General features: G+C 43.8%; 21 protein-coding genes and 4 tRNA genes. 11 read left to right on the top strand and 14 right to left on the bottom strand.

All coding sequences use genetic code 11. The features are described from left to right. Window positions 1-16 precede the first annotated feature (16 nt). The 4 genes from L2717_RS10040 to L2717_RS10025 are packed head-to-tail and all read left to right on the top strand — an operon-like array spanning window position 17 to window position 4,688. Complete coding sequence (locus tag L2717_RS10040; RefSeq protein ID WP_076500680.1) at window positions 17-1,429, top strand: TolC family outer membrane protein; 1,413 nt, start codon at window positions 17-19, stop codon at window positions 1,427-1,429. Then, on the top strand, window positions 1,429-2,034 hold the full coding sequence (locus L2717_RS10035) for an OmpA family protein (RefSeq protein ID WP_076500682.1): 606 nt from the start codon (window positions 1,429-1,431) through the stop codon (window positions 2,032-2,034). The genes L2717_RS10040 and L2717_RS10035 overlap by 1 nt, the downstream gene beginning before the upstream one ends. A gap of 18 nt (window positions 2,035-2,052) precedes the next feature. Then, complete coding sequence (locus L2717_RS10030) at window positions 2,053-2,760, top strand: transglutaminase-like cysteine peptidase (RefSeq protein ID WP_076500684.1); 708 nt, start codon at window positions 2,053-2,055, stop codon at window positions 2,758-2,760. 8 nt (window positions 2,761-2,768) lie between these two features. After that, on the top strand, window positions 2,769-4,688 hold the full coding sequence (locus L2717_RS10025) for a bifunctional diguanylate cyclase/phosphodiesterase (protein ID WP_220772191.1): 1,920 nt from the start codon (window positions 2,769-2,771) through the stop codon (window positions 4,686-4,688). Window positions 4,689-5,009: 321 nt separating this feature from the next. Here L2717_RS10025 and L2717_RS10020 read toward each other — a convergent pair. The 4 genes from L2717_RS10020 to L2717_RS10005 form a co-directional block, all read right to left on the bottom strand. Continuing rightward, window positions 5,010-5,086 (bottom strand) — tRNA-Pro (locus L2717_RS10020). A 57-nt stretch (window positions 5,087-5,143) separates the two neighbouring features. Beyond that, a tRNA-Pro gene (locus L2717_RS10015) sits at window positions 5,144-5,220 on the bottom strand. 25 nt (window positions 5,221-5,245) lie between these two features. Further along, window positions 5,246-5,321 (bottom strand) — tRNA-His (locus tag L2717_RS10010). Window positions 5,322-5,375: 54 nt separating this feature from the next. Next, window positions 5,376-5,452: transfer RNA gene (locus L2717_RS10005), tRNA-Arg, on the bottom strand. A 206-nt stretch (window positions 5,453-5,658) separates the two neighbouring features. On the opposite strand from L2717_RS10005, the gene L2717_RS10000 reads away from it, so the two are divergent. Continuing rightward, on the top strand, window positions 5,659-8,307 hold the full coding sequence (locus L2717_RS10000) for a sensor domain-containing phosphodiesterase (RefSeq protein ID WP_220772190.1): 2,649 nt from the start codon (window positions 5,659-5,661) through the stop codon (window positions 8,305-8,307). 43 nt (window positions 8,308-8,350) lie between these two features. On the opposite strand, the gene rep is transcribed toward L2717_RS10000, so the two are convergent. Then, window positions 8,351-10,363 (bottom strand): DNA helicase Rep, encoded by a 2,013-nt coding sequence (rep, locus tag L2717_RS09995; RefSeq protein WP_220772189.1) that lies wholly within the window; start codon window positions 10,361-10,363, stop codon window positions 8,351-8,353. Between the two features lie 233 nt (window positions 10,364-10,596). Here rep and ubiK point away from each other — a divergent pair, with 233 nt between their 5' ends. The 4 genes from ubiK (at window position 10,597) to L2717_RS09975 (ending at window position 14,296) form a co-directional block, all read left to right on the top strand. Then, window positions 10,597-10,851: a ubiquinone biosynthesis accessory factor UbiK gene (gene ubiK, locus L2717_RS09990; RefSeq protein WP_220772188.1), complete on the top strand. Its 255-nt coding sequence runs from the start codon at window positions 10,597-10,599 to the stop codon at window positions 10,849-10,851. Window positions 10,852-11,156: 305 nt separating this feature from the next. Further along, the gene (locus L2717_RS09985; RefSeq protein ID WP_220772187.1) at window positions 11,157-11,939 is read left to right on the top strand and encodes a phosphatase PAP2 family protein; all 783 of its coding nucleotides are present in this window, start codon (window positions 11,157-11,159) and stop codon (window positions 11,937-11,939) included. Window positions 11,940-12,130: 191 nt separating this feature from the next. Then, entirely contained in the window at window positions 12,131-12,631 is a 501-nt protein-coding gene (locus L2717_RS09980) for an Lrp/AsnC family transcriptional regulator (RefSeq protein WP_220772186.1), read from the top strand. Window positions 12,632-12,931: 300 nt separating this feature from the next. Beyond that, complete coding sequence (locus L2717_RS09975) at window positions 12,932-14,296, top strand: sodium-dependent transporter (RefSeq protein ID WP_220772185.1); 1,365 nt, start codon at window positions 12,932-12,934, stop codon at window positions 14,294-14,296. A 112-nt stretch (window positions 14,297-14,408) separates the two neighbouring features. Here the strand turns inward: L2717_RS09975 and L2717_RS09970 are convergent, their stop codons facing one another. From L2717_RS09970 to L2717_RS09940, 7 genes are all read right to left on the bottom strand, one after another. Next, a complete protein-coding gene (locus L2717_RS09970; RefSeq protein WP_220772184.1) occupies window positions 14,409-15,413 on the bottom strand; it encodes a substrate-binding domain-containing protein in 1,005 nt (334 codons plus the stop codon). A 101-nt stretch (window positions 15,414-15,514) separates the two neighbouring features. Further along, window positions 15,515-16,438, bottom strand: a complete 924-nt coding sequence (rbsK, locus tag L2717_RS09965; RefSeq protein ID WP_220772182.1) for a ribokinase — start codon at window positions 16,436-16,438, stop codon at window positions 15,515-15,517. Between the two features lie 14 nt (window positions 16,439-16,452). Beyond that, window positions 16,453-17,337 (bottom strand): ribose ABC transporter substrate-binding protein RbsB, encoded by an 885-nt coding sequence (gene rbsB / locus L2717_RS09960; protein ID WP_220772180.1) that lies wholly within the window; start codon window positions 17,335-17,337, stop codon window positions 16,453-16,455. A 13-nt stretch (window positions 17,338-17,350) separates the two neighbouring features. Next, the gene (gene rbsC, locus L2717_RS09955) at window positions 17,351-18,334 is read right to left on the bottom strand and encodes a ribose ABC transporter permease (protein ID WP_220772179.1); all 984 of its coding nucleotides are present in this window, start codon (window positions 18,332-18,334) and stop codon (window positions 17,351-17,353) included. Further along, window positions 18,331-19,836, bottom strand: coding sequence for a ribose ABC transporter ATP-binding protein RbsA (gene rbsA, locus L2717_RS09950; RefSeq protein ID WP_220772178.1), 1,506 nt, complete (start codon window positions 19,834-19,836; stop codon window positions 18,331-18,333). Before rbsA ends, rbsC begins: the two co-directional genes overlap by 4 nt. Before the next feature lie 27 nt (window positions 19,837-19,863). Beyond that, window positions 19,864-20,283 (bottom strand): D-ribose pyranase, encoded by a 420-nt coding sequence (gene rbsD, locus L2717_RS09945; RefSeq protein WP_220772176.1) that lies wholly within the window; start codon window positions 20,281-20,283, stop codon window positions 19,864-19,866. A 565-nt stretch (window positions 20,284-20,848) separates the two neighbouring features. Then, window positions 20,849-21,703, bottom strand: coding sequence for a Tim44 domain-containing protein (locus L2717_RS09940; protein ID WP_220772175.1), 855 nt, complete (start codon window positions 21,701-21,703; stop codon window positions 20,849-20,851). 577 nt (window positions 21,704-22,280) lie between these two features. Between L2717_RS09940 and L2717_RS09935 the strand changes: the two genes are divergently transcribed. Then, complete coding sequence (locus tag L2717_RS09935) at window positions 22,281-22,520, top strand: CopG family ribbon-helix-helix protein (protein ID WP_076500700.1); 240 nt, start codon at window positions 22,281-22,283, stop codon at window positions 22,518-22,520. Beyond that, the gene (locus tag L2717_RS09930; RefSeq protein ID WP_220772173.1) at window positions 22,510-22,794 is read left to right on the top strand and encodes a type II toxin-antitoxin system RelE/ParE family toxin; all 285 of its coding nucleotides are present in this window, start codon (window positions 22,510-22,512) and stop codon (window positions 22,792-22,794) included. Before L2717_RS09935 ends, L2717_RS09930 begins: the two co-directional genes overlap by 11 nt. A 203-nt stretch (window positions 22,795-22,997) precedes the next feature. Here L2717_RS09930 and L2717_RS09925 read toward each other — a convergent pair whose 3' ends face one another. Further along, entirely contained in the window at window positions 22,998-23,642 is a 645-nt protein-coding gene (locus L2717_RS09925; protein WP_248938039.1) for a hypothetical protein, read from the bottom strand. 417 nt (window positions 23,643-24,059) lie between these two features. Continuing rightward, a complete protein-coding gene (locus L2717_RS09920) occupies window positions 24,060-25,193 on the bottom strand; it encodes a pyridoxal-phosphate-dependent aminotransferase family protein (RefSeq protein WP_220772214.1) in 1,134 nt (377 codons plus the stop codon). Window positions 25,194-25,287 lie beyond the last annotated feature (94 nt).

Genomic DNA, 25,287 nt, shown 5'->3' with positions numbered 1-25,287 from the left:
AACCGGGAGGTTGGTCATGAAGATTCCAGCAAAACAACAATTTCAATATTCAAAGATAGCCGTTGTACTGTCATTTATACTATTACCGTTATCGGCTCAAAGTCAGACGCTAGAACAAGCTGTGGCACATACGCTCGATACCAATCCTGATTTACGTGTTGCCTTCAATCGCTTTAAAGCGCGAGAAGAGCAAGTTAATCAAGCGATAGCAGGTTATATGCCGACTATTGATATCAATGGCGGTTATGGTTATGAACAGACTGATGGCGTATCGACCCGTAGACGACCAAATGTAGGTGATGTCGATAGTGATGGCGTGGCCGAATTAAACCGCGGAGAGTTTGGTGTTAGCTTAAAGCAAATGCTTTTTGATGGTTTTTATACCAGCAGTGAAGTTGATCGTTACAGCTTCGAAGCTAGTGCAGACCAATGGGCACTACTTGCAGCAGCAGAAGACATGGCGCTTGATGTCAGTAAAGTGTACCTCAACTATCTACGCAGTGATGAAGTACTCAGATTGGCGGAAAAAAACCTTAACAGCCATAAGGATATATACGACCAAATTAAGCAACGTACTGATTCTGGTTTAGGTTCTATTGCGGATTTATCTCAAATAACCGGACGTCTTGCACGTGCAAATGCTAACGTTATTTCTGCTCGCAATAATTTACTCGATGCTAAAGCACAGTATATTAAAATTGTAGAAACAGCGCCAACAGACCTGATATTACCCGTGCCAGATGCCGATATGTTACCTAAGGATCTCGGCTCAGGCATTACCACTGCACAGGAAAACCATCCCATTCTGAAATCTGCCGCAAATGATATCCGTGCAGCAGAGAATGAACGTTCTTCAGTCCAAGCTAGCTATTATCCCCAGGTTTCTTTAGAACTAAATGGCAACTGGAATAATGATATTGGTGGTGAAGATGGCGTGAGTAATATTCCAAGTCAGAATGTTGGAGGTTACAGCAATGATTTAGTTGCCATGGTTCGCGTGAGATACAATCTATTCGCTGGCGGTAAAGATTTAGCTCGCGAAAAAGAAACCGCTTATAAGTTAGGTGAAGCCAAGGAAATCCGTCAACGCGCTCAACGTGAAGTAGTTGAAGGCGTTAACTTGGCTTGGAACGCATTTGAAATGCTAACACCACAAAAGCAGTATATTCGTGATCATGTTGTGGCTGCAAAGGACACTCAATCAGCTTATGCACAACAATTTAACTTAGGCCAACGTAGTTTGCTCGACTTGCTCGATACCGAAAATGAACTGTTCGAAGCACGTAAAGATTATTTACAAGCCGAATATGATGAAATCATTGCCAAGTATCGGGTTCTCAACTCTACTGGACGTTTATTAGACTCACTCAAGGTCACTCGCCCAGAAGCATGGCGTGGAGAGCATAACTACGAAGAAGGAGTCAAATAATGAAAACTATTATATTTGGTCTAAGTATCATTCTTTTAGCTGGCTGTTCGATGCGCGATACAGTTAATATTGAAGAAATGACAACAACTCAAGCTTATGATCTATCAGATAAAGATGGTGACGGTGTTATTGAGGCGCGCGAGCGTTGTAATGATACCGCTAAAGGTGCGGCTGTCGATAACTATGGTTGTGGTCAGGTAAAAGCGATCAATGAACGAAAGGAAATAAGCATCTTATTCCCAAATAACTCCGCTTTTATTGCGCCAGAGTATTACCCTCAAATTGAAGAGGTCGCACTCTTTTTACGTCAATATCCAACGACCAAAGTGACTATAGAAGGCCATACTAGTCGTACAGGTACAGATGAGCGTAATACCGCACTGTCTCAAGAGCGAGCTAATGCGGTTACAGCAGTGCTAGCAGAACGTTTTAGTATTGATAGAAGTAGATTAACTGCTATTGGGTATGGTTCTAGCCGTCCCATTATCTTAGAGCAGACACCAGAAGCAGAAATCCGTAATCGTCGTGTGGTCGCTGAAGTAACTGGAGATGACACCACAACGGATATGAGATGGACAGTTTACTCGGTCGATGAGCAACAATAGGGGCTAATACGCTAGATTATGAGCGGCAGACTTGATTATAAAAATTCATTATTGAGAGTCTGTCGCTTTAGCCTAATTGCGTCAGCCCTTAGCATATGCTGTTTATATGCAAAGCCAACGCAAAATCTTGATGAAACGAAGATCGTCTCTACTTTAGAAAAAAAGTATGGTGAGCGAGCAGGAATGCGAGCAAGAGCTTGGTTTAAGGTACAGTCTGAAGCGAGCACTATGAGTGAAAAAGAAAAGTTATTGAAAGTAAATAATTTTTTTAATTTATTTAATTTTGTTGATGACATAAAACTCTGGGGGGAATCAAATTATTGGGCAACACCAATGGAGTTTATTGGCGTAAATGGCGGCGACTGCGAAGATTTTTCAATCGCAAAGTACTTCACTTTACTTCAGCTTGGCGTTCAAGAAGATAAGATGCGGATCACTATGGTCAAAGCGACTACCCTTAACCAGTACCATATGGTGTTGGCTTACTATGAGACCCCCGCATCCATTCCTTTAGTCCTCGATAACCTTGACCATACAATAAAACCTGCCACCCAAAGAAAAGACTTACTGCCTGTTTATAGTTTTAACGGTAAACAGTTATGGCTTAACAAAGAACAAGGACGAGGCGTTTTAGCTGGCTCGTCAACACGATTAGAAAAATGGAATGACCTTAACCATAGGTTAGGGGTTGATCGCCTTAGACAGCCTAAATTAAAACTGGAGTAGCATCAAAAATGACACTGTTTAGACAGATTTATTCGCTGCTTTTTAGCCTATTCTTGCTTGTAATTGCAAGTCTTGGCTATGTGCAATTCACAGAGACCCAAAGTTTTTTAACAAAACAAATGGAGTCCGATCTAAACAATGCCAGCACTTCACTCGGCCTAATGCTAGCACCAGCACTTCAAGCGGGGGATACCGCTGCAGCGGAGACCTTAGTGAATGTGATTTTTGAAGGCGGTTACTATCAAAATATCAAGCTGACATGGATGGTCGATGGCAAACAAAAAGAGTGGAATAATCCACTCACCATTGAAGACGTACCACAATGGTTTATTAATCTAAATCTATTTAAAACGATTAAAAAAGAAAGCACTATTACCTCGGGTTGGTTACAACTAGCGCAACTTGAGATCACTGCACATCCTGGTTTTGGCTATCATGAGTTGTGGCGAATAATGTCCAATACTATCATCGTCTTTTCGCTCCTTTTTCTCGTAGCTATTTTTACTGCAAGAGTCGGATTAACATGGATATTAAAACCACTCCATACTCTTTCAGAACACGCAAAGAGTATAGCTGCACGCCAATTCGGCCCCGATATGGCGCTTCCTAAAACTGCTGAATTGAAGGACTTAGTCATTGCATTTAACACTATGTCTGCTCAGCTTAAACAAGTATTTCACTCACTCGACGAAGAAGTGGGCGCATTACGTAAGAAAAACCTTATCGACCCAGCATCTGGCCTGCCCAATCGCCAATATGTGGTGAGTCGTCTTAATGGCTGGCTCAGTGAACCGAGTAGCGGTGTCGTATTCCTCGCGAAACTTGATTGGCTAGAGGAAGTTCACAGTAAATATGGTTACCAAGTTCGTGATGAAACCATACGCCTTATGGGTGAAAAGTTTCAACAACAATTAAACGAAATTGCCCCTTCAGTTATAGGCCGTATTGCCGCCTATGAATTTGCTTTTTTAGTCACCGATGTTGAACACGATCAAATCAGTAAATATTTACAGACGCTCATCCGAACGATTAATCAGGAAATGTCGAAAGCAGGCTGTAAGCCCAATGAAGACTTTGCTATTGGTGTTGCGGAGCGCATTGGAAAAATGGATGTCTCAGATATTTTAGCCCAAGCCGATAATGCCCTACAAAAAGCGCGCCAAGATAACAAAATATTCCATTGGTTTGCAACGACCGAACAACAGCTATTCACTCGTGAACAATGGCGAGATAACCTTAGTCATGCTATCAGTAATAAGAAATTTAAGTTTAGATGGCAGCAGATTCAGTTTTGCGATAATGATGGTGTAGCGCAACGGGAATTATACTGCCAATTAGAACTCGGTGATAAAATTGTCCATGCAGGGCAATTTATGCCCTATATTGAATTATTATCACTCGGAGCCTTACTTGATAAGTGCTTAATTGAAACAGTCTATGAACAAAAGCTACTAGAACGAAACTATGAACCTTTAGCTATCAATTTAACGCATCAGAGTATCAACGATTCGCAGTTCCATGAATGGTTAAATCACTTTTTGCGAAATGCTACCTTCGTTGAACGCATCTGCTTCGAAATTCCTGAAGCTGGAGTCTATAGTAATCTCCAATCTTGCCAGCTGTTATGTAATATCATTCGTGATAATGGTGCTAAATTCGGTATTGACCATTTTGGCCGTCAATTTGGTTCCATGGCCTATTTACAAGAACTGAGACCTAGTTACGTGAAACTCGATCAATCCTTCGCGTACTACGATGAGACGCATCATAATAGTGAACTGTGCCGCGCGTTAATTAACGTAGCGAAAGGATTAGACATTCAAGTGATTGTGACGGGGATCCAAGAGAAAGCTCAACTAGAGCGCTTTAACGAGCTTAGAACAGATGCTTATCAAGGCTTTATCGCTCCTCCCGTAAACCTTGATTAACTGATATGAATCAATAAACATAAATAGTAAAAAGCTCCTTCGGGAGCTTTTCTTTTTTGTAGTATGAGAACACTACAGCATCAATCTTGGCCTGATTCAATGACCTAAACGTTAAAATGCGTAACCTATAATTGCTCCAATAGAAGGCTATAGGCCTAATAAATTAAATTTAAGCATATGAAATGCTATATTTTTGACTAGAGACGCTATCCTAGGTAATAGCTATCGACAACGACCGCTGCAACACCAAGATATTGTTCAAATATAGGATATAAAAAAGCCCCAGAGTTTCATTAAGAACTCTGAGGCTTTTCTATTTATTGGTCGGTGATAGAGGATTCGAACCTCTGACCCTCTGGTCCCAAACCAGATGCGCTACCGGGCTGCGCTAATCACCGTAAATTACTAACTATTTACTTAACCCTAGGTTAAATTCGCTAGCTATGCGAAAAATTTGGTCGGTGATAGAGGATTCGAACCTCTGACCCTCTGGTCCCAAACCAGATGCGCTACCGGGCTGCGCTAATCACCGAAATTTTTATAACACGTAAATGAAATGGGGTGACTGATGGGGCTCGAACCCACGACAACCGGAATCACAATCCGGGACTCTACCAACTGAGCTACAATCACCATTGAATTTCACTTACTACGCTAACCTTAAAAGCTCACAACCATTAACGGAAGTGGTGCGCCCAAAAGGATTCGAACCTTCGGCCTCACCCTCCGGAGGGGTGCGCTCTATCCAGCTGAGCTATGGGCGCTCGCCTTGGTTAGCGCCGCATATACTAGGGTCAAATCCACCTTGAGTCTATAGCTGTTTTGCAATTATTTTACTGACTGCTCAAGTTTTATCATATTGGCTGACATTTCAAGCAAAATGCAGCCTAAATATGGCTTGGATGTTACAGTATTTCATGTTAATTATAGAGTAAGGCAAAATAACCCATATATTTTAACAGTGAGTATCATGTTTAAGGATGAAGATGAAACTAGCCAACTTCGCAAAAATGAAGTTGATTGCTTACGTAAAAGAGTTATTCGCTTAAAAAAATTAGCGCATAAATATAAGCATGCTGAGATCATTCAAAACGCACTACTCGAAATCTCCAATATTGCGACCCACGCAGCTTCACTCGAAGAATTCTATATCGGGGTACATCGTCACCTAAAGCAACTCATTCCAGCTGATAATTTTTTTATTTCAACTCTTGATATCAGCACTGGCGAACTCGCGATTCCATTTTTTGCCGATGAGAAAGATGCTCATCCTGCCGAGCTTTACCCTGAACAGTCACTGTCAACGCTACTGCAGCAAGGATTAACTGGTTACGTTGCTAGGACTGGGGAAGCGTTGCTATGTAACAATGATAAAGTCAATGCGCTGGTTGCTGCGGGGGAAATCCTTAATTTAGGTTCCCCCTGCCATCTCTGGCTAGGTGTCCCGATCAAACATGATGATAGTGTCACTGGCGTGTTAGTCGTACAAACCTACGACACCAATATTAGCTATGGCGAAATTGAACTCGAGTTAATGACGTTCATTTGCCATCATATCGCGGGGGTAATGGAGCGACTAAAACACCAAGAACAACTAGAGCAAGCCATTAAGCTAAGGACCAAAGAATTAAGCCAAGCTTACGATAAATTAAAACTTGAAGTATATGAAAGACGTAGAGCTGAACGCTTACAAAAATCACTATTCGAGATTGCTGAACTCGCTAGCTCCAGTGCCGATAATCCCGATTTTTATGCCCAATTACATAATATTATTCGTCACCTTATCCCTGCAAACAACTGCTATATCGCGCTATTAAACGAGGCAGGGACTCATCTCAGATTTCCTTTTTATGTATCGCAATTGAACAATAAGCACCCTAAAACTCGTCCAATGCAAGATGGTCTGACTGAATATGTGCTCAAACATAAGCGGCCATTGTTATTAGACCAAAATGATATTAATGCATTGATTGTATCTGGAGAGATCTACGCCCAAGCACCAACGCTCAATCACACGCAAACTATGCATCAGTGGATAGGTATTCCGCTTTTTATCCATGGCAATATAAGTGGTGCACTAACGATTTATAGCTTTAGCATGACGCAAAATTATCAAGTTAAAGATTTAGAATTGCTGACATTTGTATCGCAACACATTGGTTCTGCCATCGAAAAGAAACTGTCAAGCGAATCTCTGAAGCGCAGTTACGAAGAACTCGAAGAGAAGGTAAGCGAGCGCACCAAAGCTTTAGCTAAACTCAATAAAGACCTACAAAAGGAAATTCAACAACGCCGCAGTATGGAAGATAAGTTAGTTCACGATGCTAAACATGATGGACTGACAGGTCTTCCTAATCGCGCGCTATTAATGGAACGCTTATCACAGGCGATTAAACACGTTCGTCGCCATCGGTTAGAGCAATTCGCCCTACTCTTTATTGACCTCGACCACTTCAAACAGATTAACGACACTATGGGGCATTTAGAAGGCGATAAATTTTTAATTGAAACCGCGAGTCGCCTTAAGTCCTGTATTCGTGATAACGATACTTTAGCGCGCCTAGGTGGCGATGAGTTTGTGATTTTACTTGATAGCATCAACAATATAAACGACGCAAAAGAAGTGTCCGAACGTGTTATTCAAACCATAACGCAACCCTATAGACTGGGTAGTTTAGAGCTTAATTCTGGCGCCAGTATCGGTATCAGTATTAGCGGTAATCATAGAGCCGACACCAGTGAATCCTTATTACGCAACGCAGATACCGCCATGTATAAGGCAAAAGCGAATGGTAAAGGTTGTTACGTTATTTTTGATGATAATTCAAGGTATCAGCAAATGCTGGACGCCGCACTAGAGACTGATTTTAGGCATGCATTGCAAAATGCTGACATTAACCTAAGTTACTTACCTGTGGTCGATTTAAAAACCGGTCACATATGTGCATTAGAAAGCCGTCTTTTCTGGCAGCACCCGCGTAGAGGCTTATTGCAACAAGAACAGCTTAACGCGCTTGCCGAACAAGCGCATCTTACCGTTGAATTAGATAAATATACGATTAACATCATAAACAGCAGTTATTCAGAACTACTCACACAATATACTGAGTCGATTGAGTTACACGTTATGCTTTCAAGCCAACATCTCAAGCATCGACACGTATTGCGTAACCTAAAAAATACCCTTAAGCAGACACAATTAAATCTGAATAACTTGTGGTTATTCTTCAACGAAAAAGCTTTAGTACAAGAAACAGAAAACCACATTAATGGCTTTGAATTATTACAAAAGATCGGGGTGAAGCTGGGCATAAGCCATTACGGTAGCGGCCATAGCGCATTAAATAGTTTATTATTTTTACCGATTAAAGGTTTGAAACTTGATGCGAATATCACTAAAAAAATACAAACTGAACAACAGCTTAAGTTAATGGCCGTTTATCAAAAAACAGCAGCGACATTAGAACTGCAAATATTTGTTGATGGTATTCATAGCGCAGAGCAAATACGTATTTTCAGTGAATTAGGCTATCAGTTCGGTCAAGGAATGGCATTGGCTAACACTTTTACCTTAAAAGAAGAGCAACTGCCTGAGTTTATTCAGCTTGAATATGCTTAGCCAACAAACAGCTAAGCGATTAAAATACTCATAGTCTGATTCGCTATTTTTTAAACATATCTCTTAAGCTGGAGATATTTGCCCGCCCCGTTTGCATTCGCTCCTGCTCCGTTTGTTGCTGTTTACGGTTTTCCCACACCACATCATCTTGCGGTAACTCCAGTAAAAATCGACTCGGTTCACAACGCATGGTTTCACCAAATTGCCGCCGTTCACGGCACAGAGTAAACCAGAGTTCTCGCTGGGCTCGAGTGATCCCCACATAAGCTAAACGGCGCTCTTCATCGACATTATCTTCATCTATGCTGGATTGATGCGGCAAAATACGCTCCTCAACGCCAACCATAAACACAAACGGGAACTCTAAACCTTTAGATGCATGTAAGGTCATCAACTGTACCTGATCGCCGCCCTCATCCTCGCTATTGCGCTCCATCATGTCCCTGAGCGTCAGTCGAGTAACCACCTCAGGCAATGTCATAGGTTCATCTAGCTCATCACCTGCGAGCATCTCTGTGACCCAACGGTAAAGCTCAGAGATATTCTTCATGCGCATTTCAGCCGCTTTGGCACTGGTGCTGGTTTCGTACAAATAGTCTTCGTAATTTATCTTGCGGATCAAATGCTTCACTGCTTCCACTGGCTCACCGCGCTGCGCATGATCGCCCGTTTCTACGATAAAACGACCAAATTGATACAGCGACGACATAGCAGCCGGCGGCAAATGATGATTGAGATCTGGCTCAAAAATTGCCGCAAACATCGAAATGTGTTTCTCGTTAGCAAAATTACCTAAACGCTCTAAAGTCGATGGACCTATGCCACGTTTCGGTAAGTTAACAATACGCAAAAAGGCATTATCGTCGTCAGGATTCACCACGAGTTTTAGATAACCCATGATGTCTTTAATTTCAGCACGGGCAAAAAATGAAGTGCCGCCACTCAGTTTATAGGGAATACGGTTGGTCATCAGCGCGCGCTCAAGCAACCGCGATTGATGATTACCGCGATACAAAATCGCATAATTGCCAAACTGGGTACGGCCGACAAACTTATGCCGCACAATTTCTGCCACCACACGTTCAGCTTCTTGTTCCTCATTGGCGGCAAATAACACCCGCAGTGGCTCGCCGTAGGCCAACTCACTAAAGAGCGCTTTATCATAAACATGGGGATTATTAGCAATAAGAATGTTGGCAGCCCGCAGGATCCGCTGGCTAGAGCGGTAGTTCTGCTCGAGCTTAATCAACTTAAGCTGAGGAAAATCTTTACCCAATAGCACCAGATTTTGTGGCTTAGCGCCGCGCCATGAATAGATAGATTGGTCATCGTCACCCACCACAGTAAAACGCGCCCTTTCGCCGACTAACAGCTTTACCATTTCATATTGGCTGGTATTAGTGTCTTGATACTCGTCCACCAGCAAATATTGGATTTTGGTTTGCCAGCGAGTACGTACTTCTTCGTAATGCCTTAGCAATAGGGTCGGCATCAAAATTAAATCATCAAAATCTAAGGCGTTATAAGCTTTCATGTGCTGAGCATAACGCTGATATAACATAGCAAATAATTGCTGCTGTTCATCTTTAGCGATTTTGCGCGCCTGCTCTGGAATGATGAGCCCCCCCTTCCAGTTAGAAATCGTACTAGCAAGCGACTTAAGTAAATCTTTGTCTTCGTCTAATTCATCTTGAGTCAGCTCTTTGAGTAATGCCAAGGTATCTTGGTCATCAAACAACGAAAATCCCGGCTTTAAACCGAGGACTTTGTGCTCACGCTTAATGATCTCTAGCCCCAAGGTATGGAAGGTTGAAATCCACAGACCTCTGGCCTCTTTGCGTCCCATCGACTGTGCAACCCGCTCTTTCATCTCGCGGGCTGCCTTATTGGTGAAAGTCACCGCCGCAATATTGCGCGCCTTATAGCCACACTTGTCGACCAAGTAACCAATTTTATTGATAATTACGCGAGTTTTACCACTGCCCGCACCCGCCAATACTAGGCAAGGGCCTGAAACATAATGAACAGCATCGTTTTGGGCGGGATTGAGTTTCATCTTTGCGCAATATCCAAACAAGTCGATAGAAAGGGGTGGGATCATAGCAGAATTGGCGGTTTTAAGGTTAACAAATCCCCCCTTTCGCGATGCAAAACCACAAGCGTTTATTGGCGTAGGCGTGATGCAAAGCGCAAGATCAACACGGCATGACTATCAGACATCGGCTTTACTTTTGAAACCTAACGCACTGAGTTACAATCAAGTCATTCAGTCAAGAGGCGGACAAGATTATGATCAATTCCAAGAAAATCGAAGAGATGGCGAAACAACTGAGTGACAGTTTACCCAGTGGTCTGAAGCAATTTGCCGGTGAGTTTGAAGAGCGCAGCAAACAAGTGCTGCAAAATCAATTACTCAAGTTGGACATGGTTTCCCGCGAAGAATTTGATGTACAGCAACATGTGTTACTGAAAACTCGTGAAAAACTAGAAACCTTACAAGCTCAAGTCAATGAGTTAGAGAAAAAGATCAACGCTGCAGACTAATTTTATTTGTATGCTGGCATAAAGCACAGTTAGCTAAAACGCGACTGTGCTTTTTTGTTAGTTAACACTTAGCGCATAGCCCTACAGGGAAATCATGCAGCTTACCCGTCATATTCACTCACTGCACTGTTTAACGCTGTACTGTAAACCTCATCCAATTGATTAACTCTCACTGCATTTTCTAAGTCCGTTACGCTAAGCAAGGTTAAGGTTAGCCCTTAACTCCCCCCTTTTTTTTCAAGATTTTTTATTGGCAATACCATTATCACGTTGTAGCCTATAACGTTTATGAAGAGGCTAATATTTTGACCCAACATACTGATATTTTTCGTCGTTTAGGCTTAGCTTGGCTACTGCTACTGATTACTCCTGGATTACTGTTACTAACACGGTATCAGTTGTTTCCGTTAATCGACCTACAATCCAACTTAGCAACTATTTTATATTGGATTACGTCAACGGGTACCGCACCCTATGGCGTTGCCACCGTCGTATTTGTACTGGTAATCGCTCATCGCATGATGCCTAAAGCACTCTTTATTAGCTTATTTTTAGCCATTAGTCTCAGTCAATTATCGAGCTTAGCCTTAAGTCACACACTCAAACCTTACTTTAAAGAACCTAGGCCGAATTTGGTTTTCCTCACTCAACAAGATTTGCCTACAGATGCGCAGCTTTCACTCGATACATTTTATCAGTTAGATAAACAAACCCGTTCAAAGGCAATTGCCACTGCACTCGAAGGGCTAAAGGTCGTTAAACCTGACCTGCAATTTACTCCTCGCATTCACCAACATTGGCAAGATGAAGTGAGCTATTCGTTCCCATCTGGGCATACCATATTTGCAGTGACACTCGTGCTCACCGCTGGCTACTACCTACTACTAGCTGGATTGCCCAGCTTTAGCCTAGCGTTAGTCGCTTGGGCATTATTAATGGGGCTAAGCCGCATGTTATTAGGTATGCATTGGCCACAAGATGTGCTGTTTTCAACTGTACTCGCGGTCTTTACCAGTGGGTTTGGTATTTTTATCGTCAATAAGCTCCGCCCGCTAAAATGCTACCTACCTGAAAAATCTATAGATTAGCTCTGTAATCACTTGCGATTCAAAGCGACGACTCTCACATGCCTTGGGCTAAGTGGACTCAAGGCAACATGTAACTAATACGGGGAATCGCCTTTATTACCTCCGTATGTTGCACTAGTTAAACGAGACTTTTGGAAAAGTGGGTTAAAACTGGCACACTAGGGGCTAACTCCGCCAAACCGCATTTTTTGATGACTGAAACTCAACAATATAAACTCGACCAACTCGACTTAACAATTTTGCGCTTACTGCAAACTCACGGGCGGCTATCTAACCTCGAACTGGCTAATAAAGTTGGCCTATCACCGTCCCCTTGTTCGCGCCGCGTAAAAGCCTTAGAGGAAGCTGGTTATATTGCCGATTACGCAACTCGCCTGTCGGCGGAGAAGTTCAACCTGCATTTGACCGCCTATATCCATGTGCGGATGGAAAAACACACGCCAGATATTTTGAATCAGTTTGAGGCTAATATTCTCGCCTACGAAGAAGTCCAAGAATGCGCGCTCATCACAGGTTCAGAGGCTGATTATCAACTCACAGTGCTAGTGCAAGATATGGCGCACTTTCGCACTTTCCTGCTAGATAAACTCACTACCAATGTGCATATCGCCGGCGTACATTCCAGCTTTGTGCTGAAAAAAGTCAAAGATCATACGGCGATCCCCTTAAGTCATATCAATATTCAGCCATAAATTACGCGAAAGCTTCCGTGGCGTTTAAACATCAGTAGAATATCTGCCGCTGCCAGTTTTTTGAGCATGTAATCACCATTCATTGAATTTTTATCATAGCAATTATTCTCTAACGCTGAGCCCTTATTCACAGCTACTAGCAATTTAGTTTCACAAAAAAACTAAAAAGCGAAATATAACGTCAAGAAAATAATAATTATTGAGATAAAACAGCTTAATAACATCAAAATAACGCACTAAAATTGCGTTGAGTTTCTAATTTATCCGCCTAAGATACGCCTTCATTTTACGGGAGGCACAATGCAAGCGGCCAATACAAGTTCAACTAATCACTTCAGTTCACGCCTAGGATTTATCATGGCAGCAGCCGGTAGCGCCGTTGGCATAGGCAATATTTGGGGCTTCCCCACCCAAGCAGCTACCCATGGCGGTGGGGCCTTTTTACTGGTTTACCTCCTGCTGATTTTTATCCTAGGTATTCCCATGCTGATGGCCGAACTCATGATTGGTCGCCACGGGCAAACCAACCCCGCCGATGCGATGGGCAAGCTCGGCTTTAACGCGCTAACCCGTAACTTAGGCAAGACCATAGGTTTGGTTTCTATCGTAACTGCAGGATTAATTTATACCTTCTACAGCATTCTTTCAGGCTGGTTCATTAGCTACGCCATAGCCCCCATTGCCACGGCTTTAGGCTCGAACGATACTGCGGCCTGGCTAGTGGATTTCTCGCTGTCACGTAATCTGCTGTTTACGCTAATTTTTAGCACACTGGTGTTTTTGGTACTGCTGCAAGGCGTGCAAGAAGGCATCGAAAAATGGTCGAAACGCCTAATGCCGTTACTACTGATCATGCTTATTGCAGGCGTGACGTATATCTTCACCCTTAATGGCGCCAGCGAAGGGATTAATGCCCTATTAACACCCAACTTTGCCAAGGCTTTAGCACCAGACACCTTGATCAGCGCACTCGGACAAACCTTCTTCTCCCTCACCATAGGCACTGGTGCCATGATGGTTTATGGCAGTTATTTGAATCAAAAAGAAAATATCGCCAAGCTAACCGTCTGGGTCGCTTTTACCGACAGTGGCATCGCCTTTCTCGCGGCTTTTTTAATTATTCCGGCCATGTATGTCGCCCAACAAAATGGCGTAGAAATTTTTAATGCCGAAGGTCAATTACTCGATTCAGATGCGCTGGTTTTTACCGTTTTACCCGCCTTATTCTCAACCTTAGGCGACACGGCGAACCTCATCATCAGCGTGGTGTTCTTTATTCTGCTAATCATCGCAGGCTTAACTTCTGCTATTTCAATCGCCGAAGTGCCGACGAGTTATGTGGTGCAAAAGTTTACACTCAGCCGCCAACGCGCGACCTTGATCATCGGCTTATTGCTGACGTCATTATCCCTATTACTGGCGGTATTTTTTGAGGCGCTATTTAGCTTCATGGTCACGCTCACCACCCAAATAGCCCAGCCATTAGTTGCGCTCGGCATTGCAATTTATTTAGGTTGGATTTGGCGCCAAACACAGTTAATTAGGGCCATACGTGAGCAAGAACATGTCGATAGCTCGGGGCTTTTCTGGCGCATCTGGCCAAGGTATGTGAAGTATGTTTGTCCAGTGCTTATTCTGGCAATCGCCATCAGGCAGTTTGTGTAATAGTTTTGCTCAGCTAAAAAATCCCCGCGATGTGCTGGGATTTTTCATGTAAAACTAAGTTATCGATTTATCAAACACCGAGCTCAAGACTCTTAACTCAACGGCTATAAAATTAGAGTCGAGATTTGACCGTGTCGCGGATTACTAGGCTTGGCTCTAGTTGAATAGTTTTACTTGATGAGCCTGGATTATTAAGGCGTTCGAGTAACACCTCTACGGCAGTACGCCCGAGTTGTTGTTTCGGCTGATGAATCGTCGTTAATGCTGGCGTTAAGTAACGCGCTAATTCAATATCATCGTAACCTATCACTGACAGCTGCTCAGGGATGTTAATTCCCGCATAGTAGGCCGCATGGATAAAACCCATTGCCATCACATCGTTACTCACAAACATAGCTGTAGGGCGCGTGGGTGCTTGCATTAAACTCTCGAAAGCAGCGGCGCCACCATCACATTCAAAATTACCACTTATTTGCCATTGAGGCTGGAGCGGTAAGTTAGCTTCTGTCATTGCATCGACAAAACCAGCCAAACGTTGTTGAGATGGGAGTTTATCTAATGGCCCACTGACACAGCCTATATCTTTATGGCCTTGCTCAATTAAATAGCGAGTCGCTAAATAACCGCCTTGACGAGAGTTATCTTGAATTTTATCGCATTGAAAATCTGTCGGTCCCCAATCCATTACCACAGTGGGTAAATTAGGCTGGCTGCTAAGTTGGGAAAATGCTGGGGCCTCAGCCTCACTGCACATTAGTAATAAACCATCGACTTGCTTTTGCAGTAAGGTCGACAAGCTAAAACGGATGCGATCAGCATCGCCCTCGGTATTACATAAAATTAAGCTATAGCCATTGAGATAGCAGTGAGCTTCAACTCCTTTAACCACTTCGGCAAAAAATGGATTAGTCGACGTCGTGACCAGCATGCCAAAGGTACGAGTATTCTTAGTTTTAAGGCTACGAGCTAACGCTGATGGCGCATAATTGAGCTCTTTAACTGCACTTAATACTCGATCTTTCACTGAGTCACTCACAAACCGAGTGCTATTCAGCACATGGCTGACTGTAGAGGTTGATACTTGTGCGAGCCTAGCGATGTCTTTAATGGTGGCCATGATCGTGCTTCAGGTTCCTAAATATCATTAGCCATTAGAGGCTTAAATATCACTTTGCAACAGTATAAGTTACAAAGTGATCAGCATTACAAAGTTATAAATTATCGAGCTTGCTCAGCTAAAAAAGCATCCACTTCTGCACGTAACGGGATAGAGGTTTGTGCACCAAAGCGACTAACACTAATCGCTGCTGCGCCATGGGCAAAGATGATAGCCTCATTTAGCGTTTTGCCTTGCTGTAATCCCGTTAACACGCCTGCGTTAAAAGTATCACCAGCGGCCGTTGTATCTTTTACTGTTACATTGAAACCTGCAATTTGCTGGCCTTGACCACGATCGCTAAGATACACGCCTTTACTGCCTAAGGTGATCATCACAGTTGCTATACCTTTAGTATGCAGATGTGCGGCGGCAAGTGCCGCACTGTCAATGCTATCGACTTTTATACCCGTCAGCAATTCAGCTTCGGTTTCATTGGGAGTAATAATATCCACTTTTGCCAACAGTTCATCGGCCAATACTATGGCAGGAGCAGGATTCAACACGACTAAAGTCCCCGCTTCTTTTGCCATAGTCGCCGCGCTAAGAATGGTTTCTAGCGGGGTTTCTAATTGCATCAGCAAGATATCTGCCTGAGTGATTAAATGTTGGTGTGGAGCCAACATTGCGGGCGTTAAAGCTGCATTCGCGCCCGGGGCGATACAAATGCTGTTTTCACCACTATCAGCCACTTGGATCATCGCCACCCCAGTGGTCATGTTACTCGCGATCATCAGCCCCGAAACATTAATGCCTAAAGCTTGATATTCTTTATATATCCGCAAACCAAAATCATCATCACCCACACAGGCAATAAACGCGACATTAGCACCAAGACGCGAAGCAGCAACGGCCTGATTAGCCCCTTTACCGCCCGCAATAACCTGATATGCAGATGCCATCAAGGTTTCACCTGGACGAGGAAAACTCGGTACTTGTACTACATGGTCAGCATTAACACTGCCTAATACAACTAGTTGGCTCATGATGCTTTCCTTAATTATTGGCTGATCACTTTTAATGGTACTGGGATAAATGCCTCAACTGTCTGGCCTTTTAACAGCTTATCCGCTGACTCAACCCCTAAAGCACCGATTAATTCTGGTTGTTGGGCAATCGTTGCGGCTAAGCGTTTACGTTTAACCATGGCAATACCTTCTTCAGTGCCATCAAAACCAACAATCAGCAGGGATTTACCCGCAGCTTGCGCAGCGCGTACTGCACCGAGTGCCATTTCATCATTCTGGGCAAATACTGCATTCGCATCACGATTAGAAATTAATAGATTTTCAAGCACGTTCAACCCTTTAGTGCGGTCAAAATCTGCGGGTTGGCTCGCTAAGATTGTCAATTTATGCTCAATCGCACCCAACTTAAAGCCTTCACCACGCTCACGCGCCGCAGACGTCCCTGCGATACCTTCTAATTGAATCACCTTGGCATCGGCACCTAAGCGCTGGAAAATAAACTCGGCAGCCAGTTTGCCACCAGCCATATTATCTGACGCTATATGGCTAACCGTTTTACCATTATTTGCGCCACGGTCTAATGTCATGACGGGGATATTACTGCTGTTGGCGAGTCGAATGGCATTCGCTACCGCATCAGAGTCGGTTGGGTTAATCAAAATAGCCTTAACACCGCGCACGACTAGATCTTCCACATTGGCTAATTCCTTGCTGGGATCGTTTTGTGAATCGAGCACAATCAAACGGTAACCCAATTCTTGTGCTTTCGCCTCTGCACCTTCTTTCATGGTTACAAAGAAAGGATTATTAAGGGTTGATACCACCATAGCTAAAGTATCTTGTGCAAAAGCACTGTTCACCAAAGTCAGAGAAAGAGACAGCACGCTCGCCTTCATAGCCATATTTAAAAATTTCATATCATTAACCTTATTATTTATGTTTGTTATCGACCATTACTGCCAGCAAGATCACGCTGGCCTTAACGATCATTTGATAATAGGAGGATACATCGAGCAAATTCAAAGCGTTATTTAAAAAACCAATAATCAAAGCGCCCACTAAGGTGCCCATAATCCGACCTTTACCACCCGCTAAACTCGTGCCACCTAGCACTACAGCAGCAATAGCATCGAGTTCATAACCCACACCTGCGGTCGGCTGCGCCGATGATAAACGCGACGTCACGATAATGGCCGCTAACGCTGCCAAGGTACCGCACAGGGCATAAACGCCAATCTTAACGCGATCAACATTGATACCAGACAACTTAGCCGCGGATTCATTACCGCCCACCGCATAAATGTAACGCCCAAAGCGTGTGTGATTAAGCAGATACCAAACAGCGGCAAACACAATCACCATTAACCATACCGGAACAGGAATACCCAAGGCGTTACCCGTACCAAACCATGCGAATTGATCGGAAACATCGGTAAAACCCGTGGTCACTGGGCGGCCATCGGTATACACCATAGTTACGCCACGCAGTAACGTCATGGTTACTAAGGTCGCAATAAACGCTTGCACTTTACCCTTAGCGATAATGATGCCGCTAATGGCACCTAAACTCGCACCAGCAACCAACGCTGTAGGTACAGCAATAAATACTGGGATTTCCATACCAATCAAGGTCGCAGCAAGGGCGCCACATAGCGCTAAAACAGAACCGACACTTAAATCGATACCCGCGGTTAAAATCACTAAGGTCATGCCCACTGCAATAATGGCATTAACCGAAGTTTGTCTAAAAATGTTTAGCAGGTTATCAAGGCTGAAAAAATGTGGGTTGAGCATCGACACTAATGCGATTAAAAACAGTAGCGCTAACAGTGATTTTTGCTCAATCAACCAAGCTTTAACGCGGACGCTTGATAGCGATGGCGCTGCCGTAAGGTGAGTACTTGCAGGCTTCATAGGATTTCCTCTATTTGGTATTTGCCAACGGCTGCGGCCAGTATCTGTTCTTGTCCTGCTTGATCGCGTTCAAATTCAGCGCTAATTTGACCTTGGTGCATCACTAAGATGCGATCGCTTAACCCCAGTAGCTCGGGCATATCGGATGACACCATGATCACCGCGAGTCCTTGAGCTTTAAATTGATTAATAAGTTGGTAGATTTCTTTACGAGCGCCGACATCAACACCGCGGGTCGGCTCGTCTAAGATCAATACCTTAGGTTGAGTCATTAAACCCTTAGCAATGGCGACTTTTTGTTGATTACCACCCGATAACAAACCAATCGATTGCTCTTGTGATGGCGTTTTTATATTGAAGGCTTGAATAAACTCGGCCACTTTTGCTTGTTCACGCTGATGTTGAATTTGTCCAAACTGCGACAATTCCCCCAAGCTGCACAGTGACATATTTTCTTTGACTGAGAGGCCGAGTAACAAACCCTCGCCTTTTCTATCTTCAGAAATATAAGCAATGCCATTGGCAAGCGCATCTTGGCTCGACTCGATAGTCAGCGACTGGCCGTTAAGTAAAATGTTGCCCGACTGGATTGGAATCGCACCAAAAATCAGCTTCATCAACTCAGTTCGACCCGCGCCCATCAGCCCTGCAATGCCCAGTAACTCGCCTTGCCTCAGCTTAAAGCTCACAGCGGATGAGTCTGCGGCGCGTAAATCTTTTAATTCAAGACAGATAGCGTCTTGGCGGTGATCTTGATAGGGATATTGCTCATCAAGCTGGCGGCCAACCATAAGCTCAATCATGGCATCTTCACTTAAATCATCTATGCAACGTTCGGCAATAAATTGGCCATCTCTAAGCACAGTGACATGGTCGCAAATGGTGAAGATTTCTTTAAGGCGATGGGAAATATAAACAATGCCGCAACCTTGCTGCTTAAGCTCGTTAATCACCCGAAATAAGCTCAAGGTTTCCACATCGGTGAGCGCATCGGTCGGTTCATCCATGATGATGACCTTAGACTCAAAAGAAATGGCCTTTGCAATCTCAACTAATTGCTGCTCACCTAAACTGAGCTGCCCCAGTAAAGTGCGGCTGCTGTGTTTAACATCTAAGCGCGCAAGCAGGGTATCGGCTTGTTGATACATGGCTGGCCAATTAATTGCACCAAAACGATGGCAAGGCTCACGACCTAAAAATATGTTCTCAGCAATCGACAGTTCAGGAATTAAATTAAGCTCCTGATGAATAATGCTGATCCCTGCTAATTGTGATTGGCGCGGACCATTAAATTTAACGGCTTGACCTTGGTATTCAATGCTGCCGCTGTCACTCTGATAAATGCCGGTCAGTACTTTCATTAAGGTTGATTTACCAGCACCATTTTCCCCCATTAAGGCCATGACCTTACCGGGATAAACCTGCAAGCTGGCACCATCTAACGCCTTAACTCCAGGAAATGTTTTAACTATTTTGTCTAATTTGAGAATGGCTGATTGCATATCTATCAGACCCTTATCCATAATCCGTTAAAAGGGTACGCCACAACTGAAAATAACATTGGCGTAAGGGCTGCACTCACCACTGCGCACTATGGCGCGACTGTTATGGCTTTGGAGTTTAAAGGCATCGTGGCTGATATAAATGATATTGATGTGACGACCGCAAAGCTTCTGCTCTTGCGCAATTCGCTCTAAAATTTGTTGATGTACTTGCGGATTAATATCAATGATTTCTTGCGCTAAGGTCACTGATTGCAACTGCAGCTCGCTCAAAATGGCATCAATACAAGACAGCAAATCGGGCACACCAGGTGATAATGCCATATCGATACGCTCGGCATTGGCTGGGATCGGTAAGCCAGCATCACAAATAGTTATCTCGTCAAAATGACCGCATCGGGCCACTAGAGCGGATAAAGCAGGGTTCAGTAGGGTCGTTTTTTTCATTTATTTTCCCACAACGTTAAGTCAACACCCAACGGTATAGTCGGTTATTCACAGGATTATTTGTAGATAATCACCGCGAAAAACACAAGAAAACCGTTTGCGCAATCGTTTCGATGAGAAGAACTGTAAGAAGTTATTGAATCTTTTGCAGCAGTTCAATACTAAAAATGTGATGTAAATCACGATCGCGCAGTAAAATGAATAGACTTAAAATTGAATTAATAAAAAACAATATTGATAAACAACAGCTATCAGCCGCAACAATCTGACCGGGGTGGTAACAATATGTCTTTAATATTCAGATGGGTATGACTGGCGACAGTAAGGCGCAGAATAGAACGATGGAGAGATATCCCTAACTTGCCCAAATGCACCCGAAGAGAAGAGTTCCACAGTCCCTAAGGTTTTTTAATACTAGGCGCATTAATGGTTATTTTTTGAATGGATACAATCGAAACTGAAGCTATAAAAGCTCTGCACCATTAGCTGTGAACGCAGTGCTGACAACTCGCGAGGAATAAAGACAGCAGCCTTAGAGATTAAGGCTGCTTTGAGTACGTACTGATTACTGCTCAATACCCACGATTAACCAAGGTGAGTTGGCTTGCGTGACGTTACGCTCTAAATGCCATACTTCCTTAATTTCCTCTTCTACGCCTTCAACGGTATCGCGATAGCGGCCGCTAAATTTAACACTCACTTCCGCAAGATTTGCATTGTGTGTGGCGCGTACCAGTTCAGCATCCAAAAACATTACTTCAGTGTGCTGGTCACCGGTTAATTCGCGGCGTTGATTATTGAGCTCATTGTAAAGATCAATTGAAACATATTCTTGGATCTTACTTAAATCGTTTTCATTCCACGCCAGTTGTAGCGTTTTGTAGTGGCTGCGCGCGCCTTCTAAAAAGCCTGGTAAATCAAAACCTGCTGGCAAATCAAACGGAACATCGCTTGCCGCTTGGCCAAAACTATTACTACCGCTGTTAGCAGTCCCTGTTTGCTCTGCTGCTTCACGCTGCATATTAGGGCTTGGTTGGCTCGCACCCGCATAGGCCGGCCTTTGCTGCGCACCTGCCTTTGAGGCCATCACAGTACGGACGATTTTAAATAGCACAAATGCCACCAACGCCATGATCAAAATATCCATAATTTGAATATTTTCAAAGCCACCGCCCATAAACAGCGCAGCTAATAGACCGCCAGCTAATAAACCGCCTAACATACCGCCCATCATCCCTTTTTTACCCGGCGCGCCCGCTGGTGCCGTAGTAGGAGTGTTAGTCGCTGTAGGCTGAGCCGGAGCTGTTTTATGGCTTTTGCCAATAGATTTACTACCGCCGAATTTTTTTGCTTCTACAACTGGGCTAGTAACCAAACTAACCGCAAAAATCATCGCCAGCATAATAAATAACTTTTTCATTTATAGGATCTTTATATAACCAGAGGTGCTGGCATCATAGCGGTGTGACATTATATGTCAACTATGAAAAAGCAAAGGCTAATTATCTTGTGCATATTTAGGGAGTTTCGATTAAGCACTGACATTCCCGTGACTCACTGGCTTTAGTTATAAAAAAGATTCGACGAAGAGTACCTCAAAAGATGTGTATGTTCTGACTCTGTGACGTGAGAAATGATTAAGCACTGTCATTCCAGTGACGCGCTGCAAGCACATCCCTGTGTGCTCGACCGTGACATACCTGTCACGAACGGTCACCTACATGCCAGTGCTTAATCCCGTTAACTATTGTGCATCCTACGAGATAGGCTACCCGAAGTCCAATGCCCAGACAGAGGTAACCATCTCAGCGGCCATATCTTTTGAATCAAGATTTAGAATAATCGCCAAGAGGAAAGATATGCCTGTACTATCTTTTTGCCAAACACTTGATTCTGAAAATAAATCAAATGTCCCTTGGCTTATAGGCACAACATAGCAATTTTACCCCAATCAGTGTAATGTAGTTTAATGTATACATTATATGTTGAGGTTTACTATGAGTGTCATGTCAGTACGCTTATCCGATGAAAGCGAGCAAAAGCTGGTACAACTAGCCCAGTCAACCGGTAGAACAAAATCTTGGTTGGCCAATCAAGCAATTCAGGATTATTTAGATAGAGAAGCATGGCAGATTGCCGAAATTCAAACGGCATTGCGTGAAGCTGATGACGGGGATTTTGTGCCTGAGAACGAGATGAATGCGAAGTTCAAGCACTGGGGGAACAATGCAGGTTAGATGGCTGCGTAAAGCCGCGCAAAATCTTGAAGATGCCCATGATTACTTTGCCAAAGACAACCCTATGATCGCCCAAGCATTCGTGCAAGACGTTTATCGCTTGGTGAACTTATTGACGATTCAACCCGCTATGGGCCGCGCAGGGCGCGTGACAGGCACAAGGGAACTGGTGGTGCAGGATTATCCGTTCATCATTCCGTACAGGGTACATCAAGATGAGATCCACATCTTGCGGGTATTCCACACCCGATTACGCTTACCAAGTCAGTGGTAAAAACCAAATTTTTCACTCCTGCGTATTACCACGCGATTGCAGCAATGATAGAAAGGTCTGATGTTAAATAAGAAGTTTGACACTGTTCTGAATTCTACGAGGGCACAGCACAAAAACCTCCTTGTTAAATGCTTAAGCAAAGCATAGTCGGGGGTTAACTACCTCGCAATTAACATTGGGTGTCCATTTTTCTTCTTCCGATGTTAATCGGTAAATTTAATTGACCCCAAATTGATGGAAAACTCTTCGCCATACATAGATTCATATATAGCATCAATGTCCACCCCTAATAATGCAACCTCCCAATAAGATCGTTGTAAAGGTGTTGGAGAATCATGCCAGATAAGCCAGATAGATTTACCAACCTCTAAAGTTGTACCTGTACCGATACACGAGAAACTGAATCCAACTTCCACATTTGTTGAAACCAATTCTACTTTTTGATTTCTGGTTTGTTGAACAGGTAAAAATTTAATAAATTTTTCTGTATTGCATTCATATGACAATCCCGCCCGCTTAATCACAATTTTGTTTATGATGGCAGGCCCTAACCCTGTATTCGTCAGTGACAAACCTATTTTGGGCGCGCCATCGAGCTTTGCATATTCCAATGTTAGCTTAGGTCTTACACTCAATTTGTTGTGTCTAATTGATGACCTAGACTGTTGAATTGATACACCTAGTGCACATAAGGCAATCATTGCCGCCGCAATAGCAACCCAAACGTCACTACTTAGGTTTGATATAACGAAACCTTCTTGAACTAATATCTGTCTCACAATCAAAAGACCTATAACTCCAAAATAAATCAGTTCGGCAACATTCATTCGATTGGGGGAATTTTTCATAGGTTTTAAATTATTGATAGTAGTTTAGCTACTAGGATAATTTAAATTTATAAAATCATCTACTTGCCGCCGGAAAATCCAGCCACCAATATAAATTTAACGGAGTTTAACGAACCACCCATTGTTAAATTCTCCTAATAACAAAATTAAGATACCCAAAGCTGGATTCCCGCTCAAAGCATTGCGGGAATGACGGCTAAAAATATCTGAGAATTAAGCAGACTATCAGACATACCAAGGGCTTAACTGGGTTAAGCACTGTCATGGAAGTGACCGTTGGCGGCATGGATGCCGCCGTCGAGCCCTCAGGGATGAGTTCATGGCGTGTCACTGAAATGATAGTGCTTAAGTACACTTCAGTTACCAAAAGAGCTGGATCCCCGCTCAAATGCAGTGCGGGGATGACGGTGCCGTCGCTTAGCTCAAGACCTCTTCTAATGCCCTGAGGCATAAAGAGACATTCTCGCGGCGGGCGCCAAAGCCCATTAGGCCGATGCGCCATGCTTTACCTGCTAAGGCGCCAAGACCTGCGCCGATTTCGAGGTTGTAATCCTTCAGTAAACGAGTGCGCACTACGCCGTCATCAACTCCTGCGGGGATATAAACCGTATTAAGCTGTGGCAAGCGATAATCTTCGGCGACCACAAAATTAAGCCCTAACTTTTCAAGCCCAGCACGCAGCACTAAATGCATCTCGTGATGGCGTTGCCATGCATTTTCTAAACCTTCGGCCGCCAAAATACGCAGGGATTCATGCAGGGCATAAAGCGCGTTAACTGGCGCCGTGTGATGGTAACTGCGCTTGCCACCCGCGCTGGTCCAATAGGCCATGACTAGGCTTTGATCGAGGAACCAACTTTGTACTGGGGTTTTGCGGTTTTTAAGTTTTTCGACCGCTGCTGGTGAGAATGACACGGGTGATAAACCCGGTACGCAGGAAAGACACTTCTGGCTACCTGAATAAATCGCATCGATTCCCCATTCGTCGACTCTTAACTCGACGCCGCCAAGGGACGTGACCGCATCGACTATGGATAAACAGCCGTATTGCTTGGCTAATGCACACAAAGTTTTGGCATCGGATAAAGCCCCTGTAGACGTTTCAGCATGTACAAAAGCTAAAAATCTTGCATCAGGATGGGCTTTCAGCGCCGCTTCAACCGCAGCAGGGTCAACAGGTGTGCCCCATTCGTTGTCCACCAGCACAGCAATGGCGCCCATGCGTTCGACGTTTTGGCGCATTCGGTCACCAAACACCCCATTACGACAAACAATCACCTTCTCGCCCGGCTCAACTAAGTTAACAAAACAGGTTTCCATGCCCGCACTGCCCGGCGCAGAGACCGCCATGGTCATTTCATTTTTAGTTTGAAAAGCGTATTGAATTAGGCTCTTGAGTTCATCCATCATGCCCACAAACAGCGGATCTAGATGGCCGACTGTTGGTCTGGCTTGCGCGGCAAGCACTTCAGGGTAAACATCCGACGGGCCTGGACCCATCAAAATACGGCGAGGAGGATTAAAAGCGATAAAATGCGGTGCTGGTAACATCATGACTCCTTAATGCGTGCAGGTTGAGGTCTTACTCTTATTATGTGTATTGGGGTGTTGGCGAATAGTTAACATAGATACTGTTAGAGTATTC

The organism is Shewanella glacialipiscicola (assembly GCF_023283485.1).
In the GTDB taxonomy this organism is placed as follows: Bacteria; Pseudomonadota; Gammaproteobacteria; order Enterobacterales; family Shewanellaceae; genus Shewanella; species Shewanella glacialipiscicola.
Note: the sequence above shows the minus strand (reverse complement) of the source record. Positions and strands in the feature narration are given on the sequence as shown.